Source organism: Azospirillum halopraeferens DSM 3675 (assembly GCF_000429625.1).
GTDB lineage: Bacteria > Pseudomonadota > Alphaproteobacteria > Azospirillales > Azospirillaceae > Azospirillum > Azospirillum halopraeferens.
This window is the reverse complement of the sequence record NZ_AUCF01000013.1, coordinates 112,301-130,532: the sequence shown is the minus strand read 5'-3', so window position 1 is coordinate 130,532 and position 18,232 is coordinate 112,301. Positions and strand designations below refer to the sequence as shown.

Sequence of the window (18,232 nt, the reverse complement as noted above, 5' to 3'; positions counted from 1 at the left end):
GGGACCCCATGCACGTCGAGGAGGACTCCCTGCACGGCGTTCTCGGGCGCATCGGCCGGCCGGTGGCGGACCATCGGCCGTGGCCGCGCTACACGACGACTCCCGACGGCTGGCGCGCCCTGCTGGACACGCTGGCCGGCAACCGCTGGACGCTGGTCGGCCTGTGGGGCGAGCCGGGCGCCGTGCACGTTGCCCTGCGCGAGGATCTGTCGGGCGACCTGGGCGTGGTGTCGCTGGACTGCCCGGACGGGCGCTTTCCATCGGTGGGTGCGGTGCGCCCCGCGGCGATCCGGCCGGAGCGCGTGATCCGCGACCTGTTCGGCCTGGTGCCGGAAGGCGCGCCCGACGGACGGCCATGGCTGGATCATGGCGTCTGGGGCGTGCGGGCGCCGCTGGCCGCGGCACCGGTGCCGGCCGCCGCGCCACCGCTGCCGGAGCCCTATCCGGTGCTGCCGGTGGAGGGGGAGGGGCTGCACCAGATCCCCGTCGGCCCGGTTCATGCGGGCATCATCGAACCCGGCCATTTCCGCTTCACCGCCAACGGCGAAACGGTGGTGCGGCTGGAGGAGCGGCTGGGCTACGTCCACAAGGGCATCGAGGGGCTGATGCGGGGCCGCACGGTGGCCGACGCGGCGCGCCTCGCCGCCCGCCTGTCGGGCGACAGCACGGTGGCGGGCTCCCTGGCCTACGCCCGCGCGGTGGAGGCAGCGCTGGAGGTGACGCCGCCGCCGCGCGCCGTCTGGCTGCGCGCCCTGATGGCGGAGCTGGAGCGCATCGCCAACCACCTGGGCGACATCGGCGCCATCTGCAACGACGCCGCCTTCGCCTTCATGCTGGCCGAGATGGGCCGGCTGCGCGAGGCGGTGCTGAGCACCGCCGATGCCTGTTTCGGCCATCGGCTGATGATGGACCGCATCGTGCCCGGCGGGGTTGCCGTCGACATCGCGCCCGACGGCCCGGCGCGGGTGCTGGAGCTGGCGGCGGAACTGCGCCGCCGCTTCCCGCCGCTGGTGCGCATCTACGACGACAAGGCGTCCCTGCAGGACCGCACGGTGGGCACCGGCACGGTGTCGGTCGGCCTGGCCAACCGGTTCGGTGCCGGCGGCCACGTGGGGCGCGCCTCCGGCCGCGGCGGGGACGCGCGGCGCAGCCCGTCCTATCCGCCGTACGACGATCTGGAGTTCGAGGTGCCGGTGCTGACCGAGGGCGACGTCAACGCCCGCGTCTGGATCCGCATCCGCGAGGTGGAACAGTCCCTCGGCCTTCTGGAGCAGATCGTCCGGCGCATGCCCGGCGTGCCGCGCGACGTGGCCGGCACCACGCCGCTGCCGCTGGTTCCCGTCACGGCGGATCGGGCGGGGGAGGGCATGGCGCTGGTGGAAGCCTTCCGCGGGGAGATGCTGGTCTGGGTGCGGGTGGGCGCCGACGGCACGGTGGACCGCTGCCATCTGCGCGACGCGTCGTGGTTCCAGTGGCCGCTGCTGGAGGCCGCCATCGAGGGCAACATCGTTGCCGACTTCCCATTGTGCAACAAGTCCTTCAACTGTTCCTACTCCGGGCACGACCTGTGAGGAGCCCCGCCCCATGCTCAAGCACATCCTGAAGGCACTCACCGAGGGGCCGGTGACCATGCCGGGGCCGGCGCCGTCCCCCGCGGCCCTGGAGGAGTTGGGGCAGCGCGTCGCCGGCGCCGCCCGGGTGCGCCTGGGCCGCAGCCTGGCGATCCGCGAGGTGGATGCGGGCTCGTGCAACGGCTGCGAACTGGAAATCCACGCCATCAACAACCCGGTCTACGACCTGGAACGCTTCGGCATCCGGTTCGTCGCCTCGCCGCGCCACGCCGACGTGCTGCTGGTCACCGGCCCGGTGACGAAGAACATGGCCGAGGCCCTGCGCCGCACCCTGGACGCCACGCCCGATCCGAAATGGGTGGTGGCCTGCGGCGATTGCGCCGTCAGCGGCGGTGTCTTCGCCGGCAGCTACGCGTGCGTCGGCCCCGTCGAGGCCGTCGTTCCCGTCGACCTGCGCATTCCCGGCTGCCCGCCGCGGCCGGAGGACCTGCTGTCGGCCCTGCTGGCGCTGCTGGAGGTTGCCGACGCATCCCCGTGATGCCGACGGCAGCGGATACCCCACCGCGTCCCGCTTACCTCGCAGTCGCCCGAACCTTCGCGCAACGCGTCCTCCCGGCGCCGGTGGCCGGTCCCCATGTTCACCGCGGGGCGGGAACGAGCGGGAGCGGGCCGGAATGCGGCTGGTGGTGCTGGCGGTGGTGCTGACGGGGCTCTCGGGGTGTGCGGCGGTGCGCACGGTCGATTGCTGGCGGCTCGACGGGGCGGCGCTCGCCTTCGAGAAGACGCGGGGGAACTGCCTGGACCCCTTTGCCGCGACGGTGCAGGAGATCGTGCCCCCGGGGTTCGCCGCGCGGTCCTCCCGGCCGACCCGCACCGAGGTGCGCAAGCGCCCCTTCGGTGCCGACATCCGGCCGGCGCGCAAGCCGGGCACCGGCCCGGGCACGGGGGTGGTGGTGTTCCGTGATCTCCATTCAGGATTTCCTTAACCAACCGTGATACGGTCCGACTCGTGCGTACCGGAGCCGGCGGCCCGTCCGCGGTGCCGGATGCTTCCTCCTTGTCGGCGCGTGTCATGAAGGTAGTGCAGCCCCCCGTAGCCCCCGTTCCCGAGCGCAAGCCGGAACCGCCGCCGTTGCCGCAGGCGGCCGCTGCGGAGAGCGGCTTCCGGGCGGTGCTGGCCGATTCCCGCAAGGCGCCGCCGCCGCCGGCCCGCAAGCCGGAGCCTCCGGCATCTCCGGTGCCGTCATCGCCCCCGCTTCCGGGCACCAAGCCGGTGGCCTCCCTGTTCCTCGCCAACACCGCCGGCGCGGGAACGCCGCCGCTGCCGGGGCGCAAGCCGGAGACCGCGCCGGCGCTGGCCTTCGCGCCGCTGCCGGAGGCCAAGCCCGCGGTTCCGCCGCCGCCGGGAGAGACCGCGGCGGCACGGCTGGCGCTGGCCAGCCGCCAGGTGTCGGGGCTGTCGGGCCACAGCCCGGCCGCCATCCTCGCCCAGGCGTCGCAGGAGAGCGGCCTGAACCCCGCCGCCAGGAGCCGCACCAGCAGCGCCGCCGGTGCCTTCCAGTTCCTGGAGCGCACCTGGCTCGACCTGATTCGCCGTCACGGCTCCGCTTACGGGCTGGGCGACCTGGCGCGCCAGATCGAGAACCGCAACGGCCTGCCGGTGGTGAAGGACGCCGCGGCGCGCAAGCGCATCCTGGAGCTGCGCCATGACATCGACCTGGCCGCCGGCATGGCCGCCCGCTACCTGGCCGAGGGGCGGGAACGGCTGACGGCGCGCCTCAAGCGTCCGGTCAGCGAGACCGAGAGCCGCATCGCCTACGTCATGGGCGTGGCCGGCGCCGCCAAGCTGATCCGCGCCGCCGAAACCACGCCGGGCGCCCGTGCGGCGGAACTGCTGCCGGCCGCGGCCAAGGCCAACCACAACCTGTTCTACGACCGCGCCTCCGGCCGGGCGCTGAGCGCGTCGGAGACGATCGGCCGCCTGGCCCACCGCATGGACACCGAGCAGCGCGCTCTGTTCGCCGCCATGGACCGGGCGGCGGAAGGGCGCACCGTGCTGGACGGCGGGCCGTCCCCCATGGGGTCCTTCCGGGCGGTATCGGCACCCGACGATGAAGCCGACTCGGGCCTGGCGTGATTTTTCCCATGCGGCGGAAGCATGGGGGACTTCGGAATCGGTAATCCCACTTGACCCGGGCGCTCGGGATCGTCAGTTATTGCGCTGAATCCACATCGGACCGAAGGGCATATGGCCAAGGAAGATTTGATCGAGTTCTCGGGGACCGTCGTCGAATTGCTGCCGAACGCGATGTTCCGCGTGAAGCTCGACAACGAGCACGAGGTGCTGGCGCACACGTCGGGGAAGATGCGCAAGAACCGCATCCGCGTCCTGGCAGGCGACCGGGTGAACGTGGAGATGACTCCCTACGATCTGACCAAGGGTCGGATCACCTTCCGCTTCAAGTGATCGCCGTCCCGTCGCACGGCAGCACCTCATGGAAGAGCCCCGGACGCAACGTCTGATCCTGGCGTCGGCTTCGCCGCGCCGGGTCGATTTGTTGCGCCAGATCGGCGTGGTCCCCGACGCGGTGGACCCGGCCGATATTGACGAAAGCCCGCTGCCGCGCGAGCTTCCGACCACCCATGCCGCGCGCCTTGCTGCCGCCAAGGCCGAGGCCGTGTTCGCGCGCCATCCCGGCGCCGCGATCCTCGCCGCCGATACGGTGGTGGCGGTGGGACGCCGCATCCTGCCCAAGGCGGAGACCGAGTCGCAGGCCCGCGCCTGCCTCGACCTGCTGTCGGGCCGCCGCCACCGGGTGATCGGCGGCGTGGCGCTGCTGGTCCCCGCCGCCGATGGCGGCCCGCCCCGCCGTCTGACGCGGCTGGTGCGCACCGACGTCACCTTCAAGGCGCTGGGGCCGGACGAGGTCGCAGCCTATCTGGCCAGCGGTGAATGGCACGGCAAGGCCGGCGGCTACGCCATCCAGGGCCGGGCGGCGGCGCTGGTGCGCTGGATCGGGGGGTCCTACTCCAACGTGGTGGGGCTGCCCCTGTTCGAGGTGGCCGGCCTGCTGCGCGGGGCCGGTTTCCGGCTGCCATGACCGGGACCCGCGGCGGAGTCGAGATCCTGGTGGACCGGTCGGGGCCGCTGACCCGCGCCGCCGTTCTGACGGCCGGCCGCCTCACCGACCTGTACGTCGACAACACCGGGCGCCCGTCGCTGCTGGGCGCCGTCTTCCTCGGCCGGGTGGAGCGCATCGCCACCGGCCTCGACGCCGCGTTCGTCGATCTGGGCGGCGGTGTCTCCGGCTTGCTGGGGGCCGCCGACGTCCGCGCCGAAGCGGGCGGGCGCCGCGGCAAGCCCGAGCGGATCGGCACCCTGCTGCGCACCGGCCAGACCGTGATGGTGCAGGTGAAGGCCGATGCGGCGGGCGCCAAGGGGCCGACGCTGACCATGGACGTGACGCTGCCCGGCCGCTTCCTGGTGCACGCCCCGCTCGCCGCGGGCATCGCCGTGTCGAAGCGGCTGGCGCAGGGGGCGGCGCGCGGCGATCTGCTGCGCCGGCTGGAAGCGGTGCTGGTGGGGGAGGGGTGGATCGCCCGCTCGGGCGCCGCCGCCGCCGCGGCCGAGCCGCTGGCCGCCGAGGCGGATTCGCTGGCCGTTGCCTGGCGCAGCATTGCCGCCGCCGCCGCGACGGCAATCCCGCCCGCCCGCCTGCACGACGGCCCCGATGCGCCGCGCCGTGCGGTGCTGGAGCATGGCGGCGGCCCCGTCGAGCGCATCACCGTGGACGGGCGCGCCCTGGCCGCGGATCTGGCGGCGTGGTGCGCCGCCGCGGCGCCGGATCTTGCCGGCCGGATCACCGCCGTCGACGGCCGCCCCGGCCCCTTCGAGCTGCGCGACCTTGACGCGGAGATCGAGACGCTGAGCGGGCCGCGGGTGCCGCTGTCGGCCGGCGGCTCCCTGGTGATCGAGCGGACGGAGGCGCTGACCGTGGTGGACGTCAACGCGGGCGAGCGCGGCAACCCGCTGGACGTCAACCTGGAGGCGGCGGCGGAGATCGCCCGCCAGCTCCGCCTGCGCAATGTCGGCGGCATCGTCGTCGTCGACTTCGTCAACATGCGCGGCCGCAGCGATGGCGAGCGGCTGCTGAACGCCCTGTCCCGCGCCGTCGCCGACGACCCCGCGCAGACCCAGGTGTACGGCCTGTCGAAGCTGGGGCTGGTGGAGTTGACGCGGGCCCGCCGCGGCACGGCCCTGGCCGATCTGCTGACCCCCGCACCCGGAGGCACGCCATGAGCGACACGGCCACGTCCAAGGGCGCCGCCTGCCCGATCTGCGGTCGCCCCGCCGCCGCACCCTTCCGCCCCTTCTGTTCCAAACGCTGCGCCGACGTCGACCTGGCGCGCTGGCTGGGCGGCGTCTACCGCGTGGAAACCGACGATCCGCCCGAGGAGCCCGGCGCTGACCCGCGCAATGATGACATTTAGGCGAAGGAAGGGGCTGGACAGGCCCGGCGAATTTGCCTATAAGCACGGCCTCGACGCGCCGCGGGGCCTTGAAAAGGCTCGATAAGCGGCAGCCGGATGCCCAGGTAGCTCAGTTGGTAGAGCAGGGGACTGAAAATCCCCGTGTCGGCGGTTCGACTCCGTCCCTGGGCACCATCTTCTCCCCTGTGCACCGGATCTTCGGGTCGGCTGACCCCTATCCGCATTGTTCGGCGAGCGGTAGGATGCGTTGTCCTGCGGCTGCACCGAACGAGAATGCCCCATGCCGACCTCGACGACGGTCCTCGCCTTTGCTCTCGTGGCGCTCGGCATGGTGCTGACGCCCGGCCCCAACATGATCTATCTGATCTCGCGCTCCATCTGCCAGGGGCGTGGCGCCGGGGTGATCTCCCTGGGCGGCGTGGCCCTGGGATTCGTGTTCTACATGCTGTGCTCCGCCCTCGGCATCACGGCGCTGCTGTTTGCGGTGCCCTACGCTTACGATGCCCTGCGCCTGGCCGGGGCCGCCTATCTCGCGTATCTCGCCTGGCAGGCCGTGCGGCCCGGCGGGCGGTCTCCGTTCCATGTGGCCAACCTGCCCGCTGACAGCCCGCGCAAACTGTTCGCGATGGGGGCCATAACGAACCTGCTGAACCCCAAGATCGCGATGCTCTATCTCTCCCTGCTGCCGCAGTTCATCGACCCGTCACGGGGTGACGTGCTGGTCCAGTCCCTTGTCCTCGGGTCCGTCCAGATCGCCGTGAGCGTGACAGTCAACTTCCTGATCGTCATCACCGCCGGGACCATTGCCGGGTTCCTTGCCCGCCGTCCGATGTGGTTGCTGGTGCAGCGCTGGCTGATGGGTGCGGTGCTGGCCGGGCTGGCCGTGCGCATGGCGACGGACGCGCGCCGCTGACCCCGGGGCCGGGCGGTCGTGCTCCGGGCCACGTCTTGCGCCGCAACATAGCCGTTGCGCGGCTCCCGGTTCCGATCGACACTGGCGCCATTACCACCACTTTCCGGAGGGTTATGGCATGGCCGGGTACGACGACGCGGACGGGCCGCAGGGGCTCGTCATCAGGCTGATCGAGACGGCCGCCAGGGCGCTGGACGAGCTGTCGGACGCTGCCGGAGAGGTGGCACCCGACGTCGGCGATCTGGCGTCGGTTCTGGTGGAGGCGCAGCGCATCGCCGACCGCGCCGCCCTCGACCTGCGCCGCCTCAGCCGCAAGGCGGGGGAGGGGGCGGCGGCGTGACCGGGGGGCGGCTTGCCGTGACGGCGCCACGCACGGTCTTGCCGGCGGCGGTGCGGCGCGCTATGGTCCGCCCCGGTCGGCAGTTCACCGAGGCGTCGCCGCCCCTCACGGGGAGCTAAACCTGCCCATCCTTACCCTTCGTCGGCCACCTCATCGCGTGCCGCGTCGGAAGTCGGCGACCACCGGCAGTCCCGGGCGGGATTGGCGCGCCGTGAGGATCGATCGATGACCAGAACGTCACTGCCCTTCTGCGCAGCGGACATGTCCGCGCTCGCGCGCTCGTTGCGCACCCAGCTTGCCGGGCGCAGCGATCCGCCCGGCCATGTGGAGCTGCTGAACATGCTGTCCAGGGCGGCCGGCTGCCGGAACTTCCAGCATTACCGGAAAGAGGCCGCCGCCCGGGCCGCTCTCGACCGGGAGCCCCCGCCGCCGCCGTCACCCGCCGATCCGGTGCGGGTGTTGAAGGTCGCCCGGTGCTTCGACGCCGCCGGCGTCCTTGCCCGCTGGCCCGGCAAGCTCGGAGACCGCCTGCCTTGCCTGTGGGTGATGTGGTCCCGCATCCCCGCCGGCCGGGTGATGGACGAGGCCGGCGTGAACCGCATCCTGAACGCCAACCATGGCTTCGGTGACCATGCCCTGCTGCGGCGGGAGCTGGTCGACCGCGGGCTTCTCATCCGGACGCGCGACGGGCGGGAATACCGCCGCGTCGAGCGGACGCCGCCGCCCGACGCACTGGCGCTCATCCGCCATCTCAAGGGAGCGGCCGCTCAGCGCTCCCCCTCGTCGGTGACGACGCTGAGCGCCATGCGCAGTGTGCCGCGGTCCACCGGCTTGGCGACGTAGCCGACGGGGTCCAGCGGGGCGGTGCGTTCGACGAAGGCGCGGTCCAGGTTGCCGCTGACGAACAGGGAGCGGATGCCGAACCGGCGGCGGATCTCCGCCGCCGCCGTCTCGCCGCTGGTGCCGCCGGCCAGGCGCACGTCCATCAGCACCACATCGGGCGTCCGGCGGCCGGCTTCGTCGACGGCACCGGGGGCGTCGACGGCCTGGCCGCACACCTGGTGACCCAGCTCCTCCACCATGCCGGCCAGCCCCATGGCGATGAGCAGGTCGTCCTCGACGATCAGGATGCGCAACCCCTTCATGGTGCCTCCCGCGGGAAGGTGACGACGATGTGCGTTCCCCGCGCGGCGGCGGAGACCGTGAATGCGCCGCCGAGCTGGCGGACGAAGGTGCGGATCAGCCGCATCCCCAGGCTGTTCGTGGTCAGCGGATCGACGGCGGGGTCGATGCCCGGCCCCTCGTCCGCCACCGTCAGCCTTAGCGTACCGTCGTCGGCGTCTTCCAGGAAGACCCGGATGGTCGCGGCGGCGTCGGGCGTGCAGGCGTGCTTGATCGCGTTCGTCAGCAATTCGTTCAACAGCAGCGCCAGGGGCACGGCGCGGGCCAGCGGCAGCTCCACCGGGCTTCCCTCCAGCGTGATCCGGCAGGCCGGGGACGCGGTCCGGGCAATGTTGGCGCAGAGGTCGCGCAGGTAGCCCATGGCCTCCACACGCCCGGTGAAGTCGGATTCGTAAAGCCGGCCGTGGACGAGGCCGATGGCGTTGACGCGGGAACAGGCGTCCTCCAGCGCCCGGCGCGTCTGGCCGGTCGGCAGGGTGGCGGCTTGCAGCGTCAGCATGGACGCCACCTGCTGGAGCGAGTTCTTGACCCGATGGTTGACCTCCTGGATCAGCGTGTCCTTCGCGCGGATCAGACCATCGCGTTCATCCAGCAGGGTCACCAGCTCGGCCGTGCGGGCCGCCACCATGCGTTCCAGGTCGGCGTTGGCACCGGCCAGGGCCTGGCGCCGCCCGTCCTCCCCCTGCGCCCAGCGCAGCGCGAATCGACCGGCGACGGCGAGCGCCGCAGCGGCCAGCAGTCCCATCGCGAAGTAGGGCAGGGAGCTTTTCAGCCACTGCTCCCGCACCGCCGCGTCGGACATGGCGACGAACGCGGCGATGGGGTGCTGGTCGAGGGCGACGTAGAAGGCGGTGCGGCCCTCGCCGTCCACCACCGAGCGGTAGGACACCCATCCCTCGGCCCGCGGTGCCGTGATGGCGTCCATGACCTCCGGCGGAAGCGCCGCATTCGCGGCTATGGAAGAGGGTGATGCCGGTTCACGCAGGAGCAGGGTGCGCCGCACCCGGTCCACCCAGGCGAAGACCCAGCGCTCCGGCAGCCCCGTGGCGCTGTAGAGCCGCGCGATCTCCGCGCTTTCCACCGAGAAGGAGACCGCTCCGAGGAAGCGGCCGTCGACGCCCGAGACGCGCCGGCTGAAGACCAGGATCGGCCGGCCGTCGATCCGGGCGTACAGCGGGTCGCTGACGTACAGGCCCCGGTCGGTCGGCCGCAACGCTTCGAAATAGTCCCGCCCGGTGGCATCGGGTGTTGCACCGGCACCGTCCAGCGTCGTCGCCAGCAGCTTGCCCTCCGGCCCCCAGACGAACAGCCGGAAGGAGATGGGCAGGGATGCCTGCAATCGCCGCAACCGGTCCCGCGCCGCAACGCCGGCGCCGGGACGGGCCCAATCGGTCGCGGCGGCGGTTTCCGCCATCTGCCCCAACATCAGGTCGGCGGCGTCGAGCAGCCGTTCCACCTGGCTTGCCACCAGCCGGGTCATGCCATGGGTGGTCGCCCGCGCCTCCGCATGGGCCAGGTGGTAGGTCCAGTAGGCACCGATGCCGAGCAGCGTCGTCACCAGCACGACAGCGCCGGTCAGCGACAGGGCGACACGGCGCAGGACGGTGCGCTCGGGCGGCACTCCGTGGCGGCCGGGCATCCCGTTGCCGGTCATCGTCGCCGGGGCAGGCATCGCCGGGGTTGGCCGTGATGGTGGGTGCGATTCATGGCGGGCGGGCCGGTATCCTCCAGTTCATACGTAAGCGTGGGAACCTAACCAGAGCGGGTTGGCCCATCAACCTACCCTTTCGCCAGCCATCCGAATCTGCACACCTTATGAGGTATGAAACCAACGGCGCCCGGCTTGATCCACCTCAATGCATCCTTTGCGCAAATAAGAATGATTCGCTATTACGGTGTGCGAAGGGACGGGAGTGCTGAAGGTGCGGCTTCGGATGTCGGAAATCGGGCGCTCCGGCGCGGCGGCGGGTCTGCTCCTGGTGGCGTTGGCCGGGGCGGCGGTGGGGGAGAGCGGGGCTCTCACCAGTCGGGAATCGTTGGGGCAGGCGTTGTATTTCGATGTCAACCTGTCGGCCAACCGCACCCAGTCCTGCGCCACCTGCCACGATCCGCAGGCGGGATTCGCCGACGGGCGGGGCGGGGCGGCGTCGCTGGGGGACAACGGTACGTCCCTGGGCGACCGCAACGCGCCCACCGCCGCCTATGCCCGCTTCAGCCCGGCCTTCACGCTGACGCCCGAGGGCAAGGCGGTCGGCGGCCAGTTCCACGACGGGCGCGCGGCGACCCTGGCGGACCAGGCGGCCGGACCGCCCCTGAACCTCGACGAGATGGGCATGGCGTCCAGGGCGCAGGTGCTGGAACGGCTGAAGGAAAATCCGTCTTACGTTGCCGCTTTCGCCAAGCTCTACGGGCCGCAGGTGATGGACGACGCCGACGCCGCCTACGACGCCATGGCCGACGCCATCGCCCGGTTCGAGGAAACGGATCTCTTCGCCCCCTTCGATTCCCGGTACGACCGCCACCTGCGCGGCGAGTACAAGATGACGCCGCAGGAGGAACTGGGGATGACCCTGTTTTTCTCGCAGCAGTTCACCAACTGCAACCTGTGCCACCAGCTTGCCCGGGTGCCGGCGGCGAAGAACGAGACCTTCACCAACTACGAGTATCACAACATCGGCGTGCCGCCGAACGCCGACCTGCGGGCGCGCAACGGCAAGGGGGCGGGCCACGTCGACACCGGTCTGCTGGAGAACCCGGCGGTGAGCGACCCGGCGCAGGCCGGCAAGTTCAAGACGCCGACCCTGCGCAACGTCGCGGTCACCGGCCCCTACATGCACAACGGCGTCTTCTCCGATCTGGAGACGGTGGTGCGCTTCTACAACAAGTACAACAGCATCGCCGAATCGAGCCGGATCAACCCGGAAACCGGCCGTCCCTGGGGCGACCCGGAGGTGTCCGGCACCCTGTCGATGACCGAGCTGGAGACCGGCCCGGCGCTGGACGACCGGCGCATCAAGGCGCTGGTCGCCTTCATGAAGACCCTCACCGACCGGCGTTACGAGCATCTGCTGACTGACTGATTCCGACGGCTCTCGGGGGCTTCAAAAAGGGGTTGGCACGGGGCCGCCGGAGTGTGTATAAGCGGCGGCCTCGACAGGCCGCGGCGGGCCACACCCGCCGGCCCGGCGTCCGGCGCCCAGGTAGCTCAGTTGGTAGAGCAGGGGACTGAAAATCCCCGTGTCGGCGGTTCGACTCCGTCCCTGGGCACCATCTCGCTCCCCCCCCCCCCCCGCTTTCCTTCCGATCCGGTTCATAAGCCGCGCCCGTTGACAGCGCGGTCCCCGCCGGTGTGTCTGGTGGCGCCCATCCACCGCACGGAACCTCCGGTCATGCGCCGCGCCGCCGCCGTTCTCCTGCCGATCCTGTCGCTTGTCGCCGCCGTGCCCGCGCCCGCCGCGGCGCAGGCGGCGCGCGGGCCGTCCTTCGATTGTGCCCGGGCGGCGCGGCCGGCGGAAAAGGCGGTTTGTGCCGATGACTCGCTGGCCGGCGTCGACCGCCTGATGGCGCGAGCCTACCGGCTGGCCCTGCGCGGCGCGAGCGCCGACGCGGTGAAGGCGGAGCAGCGGGCCTGGCTGGCGGGCCGGGACCGGCTGCTGGCCGCCGATCCCACCGACTACGGGCCGCTCACCGTCGCCTACCGCGACCGGTTGCGGGCGCTGATCGCCGCGGCGGGGCCGCTGGCGCTGGCCGACGCTCTGGCGACGGTCCGGCCCATCGATCCGCTGGCGGAGACGACGCCGGAAGGGGAGGAGGAAGCGGCCTTCGCCGCCTTCGTCCTGACCACCCTGCTCGACCGGCCCGCTCCGCCCGACGAGGACGAGGAGGTGGGGCTGCCCACCTACGACCGCTACGCCGGCTTCACGCTGGTGGCGCCGCTCGCCGACGGACGGCTGCTGATGGCCGTGCCGGACTCCTGCGGCGCCTACCAGTGCACCGTCGTTCCCTTCCTGCTGGACCCCGCGGGCGGCACGGCGGTGCGCGCGGCGGTGGAGGTGCCGGCGGCCGGCGGCACGCCCGCGGCCGATCCGCAGGGGCGGCCGACCGGCATGGTCGTGGTGGAGGGCACCCGCGTGTCGGTGCTGACTCTCTACCGCGGTATCGGCGATTGCGGTCTGCGGACCGTGTTCCGCGCCGGGGCCGCGGCGCTGGAACTGCTGCGCGTGGAGGAGAAGGACGCCTGCGACGGCAACGACTGGGCGCCGGGGAATACGACCGTTACCACCTTCCGCGCCGATTGACGCCTCCGGCCGCGGCCGCCACCTTAACCGAACGGACGGCAGGAGAGCGGCGGCATGGCGATCGGGCGGGACGAACTGACGCGGCGCATCGACCAGGCGCTGGGCCGGGGCAAGGCGGACCTGGTGATTCGCAACACCCGGTTCCTCAACGTCGTCACCGGCGAGGTGGCGGACAGCGACATCGCCATCTGCGGCGACCGCATCGTCGGCACCTACGACCGCTATGAGGGGGTGGAGGAGATCGACGGCCGGGACCTGACCGTGGTGCCCGGCTTCGTCGACACCCACGTCCATTGCGAGTCCACCTGCGTCACCCCCACCGAGTTCGACCGCTGCGTGCTGCCCCGCGGTACCACGACGGCGATCTGCGACCCGCACGAGATCTGCAACGTGTTGGGTGAGCAGGGACTGCGCTACATGCTCGACAGCGCCGGGGGACTGGCCATCGACCTGCGGGTGCAGCTTTCCTCGTGCGTGCCGGCGACGGAGCTGGAGACGTCGGGCGCCCGCCTGGACGCCGCCGACCTCGTGCGCTGGCGCGACCATCCCAAGGTGCTGGGCCTGGCCGAGTTCATGAACTTCCCCGGCGTGTTCCAAAAGCTGCCGGAGGTGCTGGACAAGCTCGCCGCCTTCCAGGACCGCCCCATCGACGGCCACGCCCCACTGGTGCGCGGGCGGGAGCTGAACGCCTATCTCTCCTGCGGCGTGCGCAACTGCCACGAGACGACCGGCGCCGACGAGGCGTGGGAGAAGCTGCGCAAGGGCATGCAGGTGCTGATCCGCGACGGCTCCGTGTCCAAGGACGTGGACGCCCTGGCCGAAATCATCCGGCCGGAGACCTCCTCGTTCCTCGGCTTCTGCACCGACGACCGCAACCCGTTGGACATCGCCGAGGAAGGGCACCTCGACCACCTCATCCGCGCCGCCATCCGCCGCGGCGCGCCGGTGGCCCACGTCTACCGCGCCGCCACCTGGGCGGCGGCGCGCGGCTTCGGCCTGCACGACCGCGGCCTGATCGCCCCCGGCCAGCGCGCCGACCTGGTGCTGCTGCACGACCTGGAGGACTGCGCCGTCGCCCGCGTCATCAAGGATGGCCGCCCGGTCGGACCGGACACCTTCGCCGGCCGTCCGGCGGTGGCGCCGGTGGGGCTGGAGTCCATCCGCCTGGACCCGGTGGAGGCCGCCGACTTCGCCGTGCCGGTCGCCGGGAGCAGCCGCCCGGTGATCGGCATCCTGCCCGGCAAGATCATCACCGAGCACCTGACCCTGGCGGTGCCGCAGCGCGGCGGTCAGGCGGTGGCAGACCCGGAGCGCGACATCCTGAAGGTCTGCGTGCTGGCCCGCCACGGCACCAACCGCAACATCGGGCGCGGCTTCGTGCGCGGATTCGGGTTCCGGCGCGGCGCCATCGCTTCCTCGGTCGGGCACGACAGCCATAACGTCTGCGTCGTCGGGGCCGACGACGCAGACATGGCCGTCGCCGTCAACCGTCTGATCGCGCTTCAGGGCGGGTTCGTCGCCGTTGCGGAGGGCCGGGTGATCGGCGAGATCGCTCTGCCCCTGGCCGGGCTGATGAGCCTGGAACCGTTCGAGACGGTGGAGCATCAGCTTCGCACGCTGCGGGGCGCGGTGCGCGCCATGGGCTGTCCCCTGGCCGAGCCGTTCCTGCAACTGGCCTTCCTGCCACTGCCGGTCATCCCCCACCTGAAGATCACCGACCGCGGGCTGGTCGATGTCGATCGGTTCGAGGTCATCGCCGCCTGACGGCGGGCTTAACAGGTTGATTGATTGTTTGTTAGGCTGAGGAATGGAGTCCGGCCGGGCCGCGCCGGGCGAGGGAACGAAGGGAGGGTGGGCGGTGAGTGCTGTGTCGCAGGGCGGTGCGGTCTCCGGTGTGGAGGTAGGAACCTGGTCGTGCGTCGCCCGCGTCGACCGCGTCGGGCGGCGGCACGAAATGGCCGGAGCGACGATCTTCGAATCCATCGCCATCGGCAACGCCGACGGCCGCACCGCCACCCTGACGGAGATGAGCGCCGGCAACGCCGTTGCCGCCTGCCTGGTCGAGGGTGCTACGGTGGAGCTGTGGGTGGTGTCCATCGAGAGCGGCGGCACCCGCGGCGGCATCATCTACGCCGCCCGCCCCGTCGGAGCGGAGGCCGCCGCGAGCGAGCCCGGGGAGGGGACGACCGGTCTGGTGCAGGACCTGTCGCTGGTGCGCCTGTTCGCCGCCGCGGCGCGCGACCGGGCCAAGCGGCAGATGATCGTCGGCGTGCTGCTGCTGCCGGTTGTGGTGGGCGCCCTGTTCATCCGCGCCGGCCTGCGCTCCCGCCGCCTGGCCGCGCTGGTTCCGCCGGTCGACGCGTTGCGCGCCAACTTGCCGGCGTGAGGCCGGCGTCCATGGCGAGGCGGGCACATGGATAGCGCGGGACCGGACGGTGATCCCTTATTAACCGCAACCGGGGCGCGGCCATGAGCCTGATGCAGCGCCTCATCCTGCTGGTGATCGTCGCGCTGATCCCGGCGACGGTCATCGAGATCGACAACGAACTGACCCTGCACGCGGTGCGCGAGGAGGAAATCCACCGCGACGCCGCCCGTCTCGTCGGCCTGGTCGAGGCGGAGCATCTGCGCCTCGTCGAAGGGGTGCGGCAGGTGCTGGTCACGCTGGCCGGGACCGACGCCGTGCGCAGTGGCGACGATGCCCGCTGCCAGGGGCTTCTCGACCGGCTCCGCCCGGAGTATCCCGATCACCAGCACATCCATGTGGTCGGACGGGACGGACGCGTGCGGTGCGCCACGGACCGCGGTGCCATGGGGATCGACGTGGCCGACCGCCCCCATGTCCGCGTCGCCCTGGAGAGTGGACGATTCCGCGCCGGCGGCCACATCCGCCAGCGCGCCAACGGCCGGCCCGCCCTGCCGTTCGGATTGCCTTATGCCGACGCGGACGGGGAGGTCGCCGGAGTGGTCACCGCGCTGGTGGAACTGCACTGGCTCAACCGATATCTCGCCGACAAGCCGCTGCCGCCCGGCACGTCGGTGACGATCGCCGATCGGGACGGCACCGTGTTCGCCCGCGTGCCCGAACTGCCGGGCGCCGTCGGCGGCGCCGTGCCGGAGCGGCTGCGCGGCTTCCTGGAGGCCGGCGCGCCGGGAACGGCGGAGATCGTCGGGCTGGACGGGGTCACCCGCGTCGTCGGCTACCGCCCGCTGGGCGGCGACGACGGGACCTTCATGGCCGTGGGCCTGGACAAGGAGGAAGCGGTCCGCCCCCTGCGCAACGCCATGCTCCGCTCGCTGGCCACCATCGCGCTGGTCGCGGCGATCACCCTGCTGGTGGTGTGGTGGGGCGGCCGTCATTTCCTGCGCCGGCCGGTGGCCGCCCTGATCGCCGCGACCGAGCGGTGGCGGGCCGGGGATCTCTCGGCGCGCAGCGGCCTGGACCGCACCCGCTCCGACATCGGCCATCTCGCCCGCGCCTTTGATGCGATGGCCGCCGACCTGCAGGAGCAGGCGCGCCTGCGCGAGGAGGCGAGCCGAGAGCGGGCCGCGGCGCTCGCCCAGCTCAACGCCCTGCTGGAGCACGCTCCGGTCGGCTTCGCCTTCTTCGACCGCGACCGGCGATACCTGCGCATCAACGACACGCTGGCAGCGCTCAACGGGCTGTCGGCGGAGGCGCATGTGGGCCGGCGGCTGGACGAGGTGTTGCCCGACGCGGCCGCGGTGATGGGGCCCATCGTCGACCGGATCTTTGCCGCCGGCACGTCGGTGCGGAACCTGGAGGTAATGACCGGAACCGTTGCCGAACCCGACGCGCGGCGGCACTGGCTGACCAGCCTCTATCCGGTCATCGACGACGACGCCATCGTCGCCGTCGGTGCGGTGGTGGTGGAGATCACCGAACTGCGGGATGCCGAGGCCGCCCGCCGGCGCAGCGAGGAACGCTTCCGCGCCGTCTTCGAGCAGGCGGCCGTCGGCATCGAGCGGATCGGGCTCGACGGGCGGCTGCTCGACGTCAACGACCGGCTGTGTGCCATGCTCGGCCGGTCGCGCGCGGAGTTGCTGGGGACCGGGTTCCGGGATCTGACCGATCCTGCCGACCGCGCGGCGGAGGACGCGCTGCTGGACCGCCTGCTCGCCGGGGAGCTGTCCAGCTACGCCATCGAGAAGCGCTACCGCCACGCCGACGGCCGCCTGCTGTGGGTGCGGGTGTCCTCGTCGCTGGCGCGCATCACCGGGACGGAGGAGGCGTACCGCATCGCGGTGGTGGAGGACATCACCGAACGCCGGACCATGGAGGAGGCGGTCACCCGCGCCAGGGAGGAGGCGGAGCAGGCCGACCGCGCCAAGACCCGCTTCCTGGCCGCCGCCAGCCACGATCTGCGCCAGCCCTTGCAGTCGCTGTTCTTCTTCGTGGCGGCGCTCGCTCCCCATGTGGGGGCTGGCAAGGGCCGCGACGTGCTGCGCCATGTGGAGCGCGGGCTCGACTCCCTGAAGGAACTGCTGGACAGCCTGCTGGACGTCTCGCGCCTGGACGCCGGGCTGGTCCAACCGACGGTGGAGGACTTCGCCATCGGCGAGATCCTCGATCACATCGGGGCCGCCTACGCCCCGATCGCCCGCGGGAAGGGCATCGACTGGCGGGTCGATTCCTGCCGCACCACGGTGCGCAGCGACCGCACCCTGCTGCAGCGGATGCTGCGCAACCTCGTGGAGAACGCCATCCGCTATACGCCGGCGGGCGAGGTCGCGGTTACCTGTGAGCACGAGCCCGCCGGTGTGATCATCACCGTGCAGGACTCCGGGATCGGCATCCCGCCCGATCAACTGGAACGCATCTTCGAGGAGTTCCACCAGGTCGCCAACCCCGAACGCGACCGCGCCCAGGGGCTCGGCCTCGGTCTCGCTATCGTGCGTCGCCTGTCACAGCTTTTGGACCACCCGGTGACCGTCCGCTCCGCACCGGGCGGCGGGTCGGCGTTCGCCATCACCGTGCCGCCGGGTGAGGCCCGGGACGCCGGCGCGGACCCGTCCGCCGCGGCGGTTCCCGCGGCCGGGCGGGGGCGCTTCGCCGTGCTGGTCGATGACGACGCCATCGTGCTGATGGGGCTGCGGGCCATCCTGACGGAATGGGGCTACGACGTGCTGATCGCCGGCACGCCGGAACAGGCCCTGGAGCGGCTGCGCGCCGACGGCCGGCGGCCCGACATCATCGTGTCCGACTACCGCCTGCGGGAAGGCCGCGTGGGAACCGAGGTGATCCTGGGGGTGCGCGAACTGGCCGGCGCCGACATCCCCGGTGTCATCCTGACCGGCGAGACCGGCCCGGAATGCCTGGAGGACGCCGCCCGCCACGGGCTGCGCGTCGTCTACAAGCCGGTAACGCCCCGGCAGCTCGGCTCGGCGCTGGAAGAACAGATGGGGGCGGCGGAATAGG

General features: G+C 72.0%; 18 protein-coding genes and 2 tRNA genes. 18 read left to right on the top strand and 2 right to left on the bottom strand.

Annotation, left to right across the window (positions count from 1 at the left end; genetic code table 11):
* Positions 1-8 precede the first annotated feature (8 nt).
* The 12 genes from G472_RS0114135 to G472_RS33165 all read left to right on the top strand — a co-directional run bounded on the left by G472_RS0114135 (position 9) and on the right by G472_RS33165 (position 8,158).
* The gene (locus G472_RS0114135; protein ID WP_029008926.1) at positions 9-1,571 is read left to right on the top strand and encodes a hydrogenase large subunit; all 1,563 of its coding nucleotides are present in this window, start codon (positions 9-11) and stop codon (positions 1,569-1,571) included.
* 13 nt (positions 1,572-1,584) lie between these two features.
* Complete coding sequence (locus G472_RS0114130) at positions 1,585-2,109, top strand: NADH-quinone oxidoreductase subunit B family protein (protein WP_029008925.1); 525 nt, start codon at positions 1,585-1,587, stop codon at positions 2,107-2,109.
* 136 nt (positions 2,110-2,245) lie between these two features.
* Positions 2,246-2,557 carry a hypothetical protein gene (locus tag G472_RS0114125; protein ID WP_029008924.1) on the top strand — a complete coding sequence of 104 codons (312 nt, stop codon included), beginning with the start codon at positions 2,246-2,248 and terminating at the stop codon, positions 2,555-2,557.
* 86 nt (positions 2,558-2,643) lie between these two features.
* Positions 2,644-3,708, top strand: coding sequence for a hypothetical protein (locus tag G472_RS37190; RefSeq protein WP_051340805.1), 1,065 nt, complete (start codon positions 2,644-2,646; stop codon positions 3,706-3,708).
* Between the two features lie 111 nt (positions 3,709-3,819).
* Positions 3,820-4,038, top strand: coding sequence for a translation initiation factor IF-1 (gene infA / locus G472_RS0114115; RefSeq protein WP_014198195.1), 219 nt, complete (start codon positions 3,820-3,822; stop codon positions 4,036-4,038).
* A 28-nt stretch (positions 4,039-4,066) separates the two neighbouring features.
* Positions 4,067-4,672 carry a Maf family protein gene (locus tag G472_RS0114110; protein ID WP_029008923.1) on the top strand — a complete coding sequence of 202 codons (606 nt, stop codon included), beginning with the start codon at positions 4,067-4,069 and terminating at the stop codon, positions 4,670-4,672.
* Positions 4,669-5,871 carry a ribonuclease E/G gene (locus tag G472_RS0114105; RefSeq protein WP_029008922.1) on the top strand — a complete coding sequence of 401 codons (1,203 nt, stop codon included), beginning with the start codon at positions 4,669-4,671 and terminating at the stop codon, positions 5,869-5,871. The genes G472_RS0114110 and G472_RS0114105 overlap by 4 nt, the downstream gene beginning before the upstream one ends.
* A complete protein-coding gene (locus tag G472_RS0114100) occupies positions 5,868-6,062 on the top strand; it encodes a DNA gyrase inhibitor YacG (protein ID WP_029008921.1) in 195 nt (64 codons plus the stop codon). The genes G472_RS0114105 and G472_RS0114100 overlap by 4 nt, the downstream gene beginning before the upstream one ends.
* Positions 6,063-6,160: 98 nt before the next feature.
* A tRNA-Phe gene (locus G472_RS0114095) sits at positions 6,161-6,236 on the top strand.
* Positions 6,237-6,342: 106 nt separating this feature from the next.
* On the top strand, positions 6,343-6,975 hold the full coding sequence (locus tag G472_RS0114090; RefSeq protein ID WP_029008920.1) for a LysE family translocator: 633 nt from the start codon (positions 6,343-6,345) through the stop codon (positions 6,973-6,975).
* Between the two features lie 118 nt (positions 6,976-7,093).
* On the top strand, positions 7,094-7,315 hold the full coding sequence (locus G472_RS0114085) for a hypothetical protein (RefSeq protein ID WP_029008919.1): 222 nt from the start codon (positions 7,094-7,096) through the stop codon (positions 7,313-7,315).
* Positions 7,316-7,540: 225 nt separating this feature from the next.
* Entirely contained in the window at positions 7,541-8,158 is a 618-nt protein-coding gene (locus G472_RS33165) for a DUF2087 domain-containing protein (protein ID WP_084536643.1), read from the top strand.
* Here the strand turns inward: G472_RS33165 and G472_RS33160 are convergent.
* The gene (locus G472_RS33160; protein WP_035692392.1) at positions 8,083-8,460 is read right to left on the bottom strand and encodes a response regulator; all 378 of its coding nucleotides are present in this window, start codon (positions 8,458-8,460) and stop codon (positions 8,083-8,085) included. The genes G472_RS33165 and G472_RS33160 overlap by 76 nt on opposite strands.
* The gene (locus tag G472_RS37185) at positions 8,457-10,136 is read right to left on the bottom strand and encodes a sensor histidine kinase (protein WP_211100193.1); all 1,680 of its coding nucleotides are present in this window, start codon (positions 10,134-10,136) and stop codon (positions 8,457-8,459) included. The genes G472_RS33160 and G472_RS37185 overlap by 4 nt, the downstream gene beginning before the upstream one ends.
* Before the next feature lie 295 nt (positions 10,137-10,431).
* Between G472_RS37185 and G472_RS0114065 the strand changes: the two genes are divergently transcribed.
* The 6 genes from G472_RS0114065 to G472_RS38075 all read left to right on the top strand — a co-directional run bounded on the left by G472_RS0114065 (position 10,432) and on the right by G472_RS38075 (position 18,231).
* Entirely contained in the window at positions 10,432-11,577 is a 1,146-nt protein-coding gene (locus tag G472_RS0114065; RefSeq protein ID WP_029008918.1) for a cytochrome-c peroxidase, read from the top strand.
* A 114-nt stretch (positions 11,578-11,691) separates the two neighbouring features.
* Positions 11,692-11,767, top strand: a tRNA-Phe gene (locus tag G472_RS0114060).
* Between the two features lie 119 nt (positions 11,768-11,886).
* Positions 11,887-12,795, top strand: coding sequence for a DUF1176 domain-containing protein (locus tag G472_RS37180; RefSeq protein ID WP_051340803.1), 909 nt, complete (start codon positions 11,887-11,889; stop codon positions 12,793-12,795).
* Between the two features lie 54 nt (positions 12,796-12,849).
* Positions 12,850-14,559, top strand: a complete 1,710-nt coding sequence (ade, locus tag G472_RS0114050; RefSeq protein ID WP_029008917.1) for an adenine deaminase — start codon at positions 12,850-12,852, stop codon at positions 14,557-14,559.
* A gap of 94 nt (positions 14,560-14,653) precedes the next feature.
* Complete coding sequence (locus tag G472_RS0114045) at positions 14,654-15,181, top strand: hypothetical protein (RefSeq protein ID WP_156927117.1); 528 nt, start codon at positions 14,654-14,656, stop codon at positions 15,179-15,181.
* 83 nt (positions 15,182-15,264) lie between these two features.
* On the top strand, positions 15,265-18,231 hold the full coding sequence (locus G472_RS38075; protein WP_084536641.1) for a hybrid sensor histidine kinase/response regulator: 2,967 nt from the start codon (positions 15,265-15,267) through the stop codon (positions 18,229-18,231).
* Position 18,232 lies beyond the last annotated feature (1 nt).

Bases quoted from the DNA above. Each gene is read 5' to 3' on its own strand.
- G472_RS0114065 (WP_029008918.1), top strand. From the start codon at position 10,432: ATGTCGGAAATCGGGCGCTCCGGCGCGGCGGCGGGTCTGCTCCTGGTG.
- G472_RS0114090 (WP_029008920.1), top strand. From the start codon at position 6,343: ATGCCGACCTCGACGACGGTCCTCGCCTTTGCTCTCGTGGCGCTCGGC.
- ade (WP_029008917.1), top strand. From the start codon at position 12,850: ATGGCGATCGGGCGGGACGAACTGACGCGGCGCATCGACCAGGCGCTG.
- G472_RS37185 (WP_211100193.1), bottom strand. From the start codon at position 10,136: ATGCCCGGCCGCCACGGAGTGCCGCCCGAGCGCACCGTCCTGCGCCGT.
- G472_RS33165 (WP_084536643.1), top strand. From the start codon at position 7,541: ATGACCAGAACGTCACTGCCCTTCTGCGCAGCGGACATGTCCGCGCTC.
- G472_RS0114110 (WP_029008923.1), top strand. From the start codon at position 4,067: ATGGAAGAGCCCCGGACGCAACGTCTGATCCTGGCGTCGGCTTCGCCG.
- G472_RS0114125 (WP_029008924.1), top strand. From the start codon at position 2,246: ATGCGGCTGGTGGTGCTGGCGGTGGTGCTGACGGGGCTCTCGGGGTGT.
- G472_RS0114130 (WP_029008925.1), top strand. From the start codon at position 1,585: ATGCTCAAGCACATCCTGAAGGCACTCACCGAGGGGCCGGTGACCATG.
- G472_RS0114135 (WP_029008926.1), top strand. From the start codon at position 9: ATGCACGTCGAGGAGGACTCCCTGCACGGCGTTCTCGGGCGCATCGGC.
- G472_RS37190 (WP_051340805.1), top strand. From the start codon at position 2,644: ATGAAGGTAGTGCAGCCCCCCGTAGCCCCCGTTCCCGAGCGCAAGCCG.
- G472_RS0114105 (WP_029008922.1), top strand. From the start codon at position 4,669: ATGACCGGGACCCGCGGCGGAGTCGAGATCCTGGTGGACCGGTCGGGG.
- G472_RS33160 (WP_035692392.1), bottom strand. From the start codon at position 8,460: ATGAAGGGGTTGCGCATCCTGATCGTCGAGGACGACCTGCTCATCGCC.
- G472_RS37180 (WP_051340803.1), top strand. From the start codon at position 11,887: ATGCGCCGCGCCGCCGCCGTTCTCCTGCCGATCCTGTCGCTTGTCGCC.
- infA (WP_014198195.1), top strand. From the start codon at position 3,820: ATGGCCAAGGAAGATTTGATCGAGTTCTCGGGGACCGTCGTCGAATTG.
- G472_RS0114100 (WP_029008921.1), top strand. From the start codon at position 5,868: ATGAGCGACACGGCCACGTCCAAGGGCGCCGCCTGCCCGATCTGCGGT.
- G472_RS0114085 (WP_029008919.1), top strand. From the start codon at position 7,094: ATGGCCGGGTACGACGACGCGGACGGGCCGCAGGGGCTCGTCATCAGG.
- G472_RS38075 (WP_084536641.1), top strand. From the start codon at position 15,265: ATGAGCCTGATGCAGCGCCTCATCCTGCTGGTGATCGTCGCGCTGATC.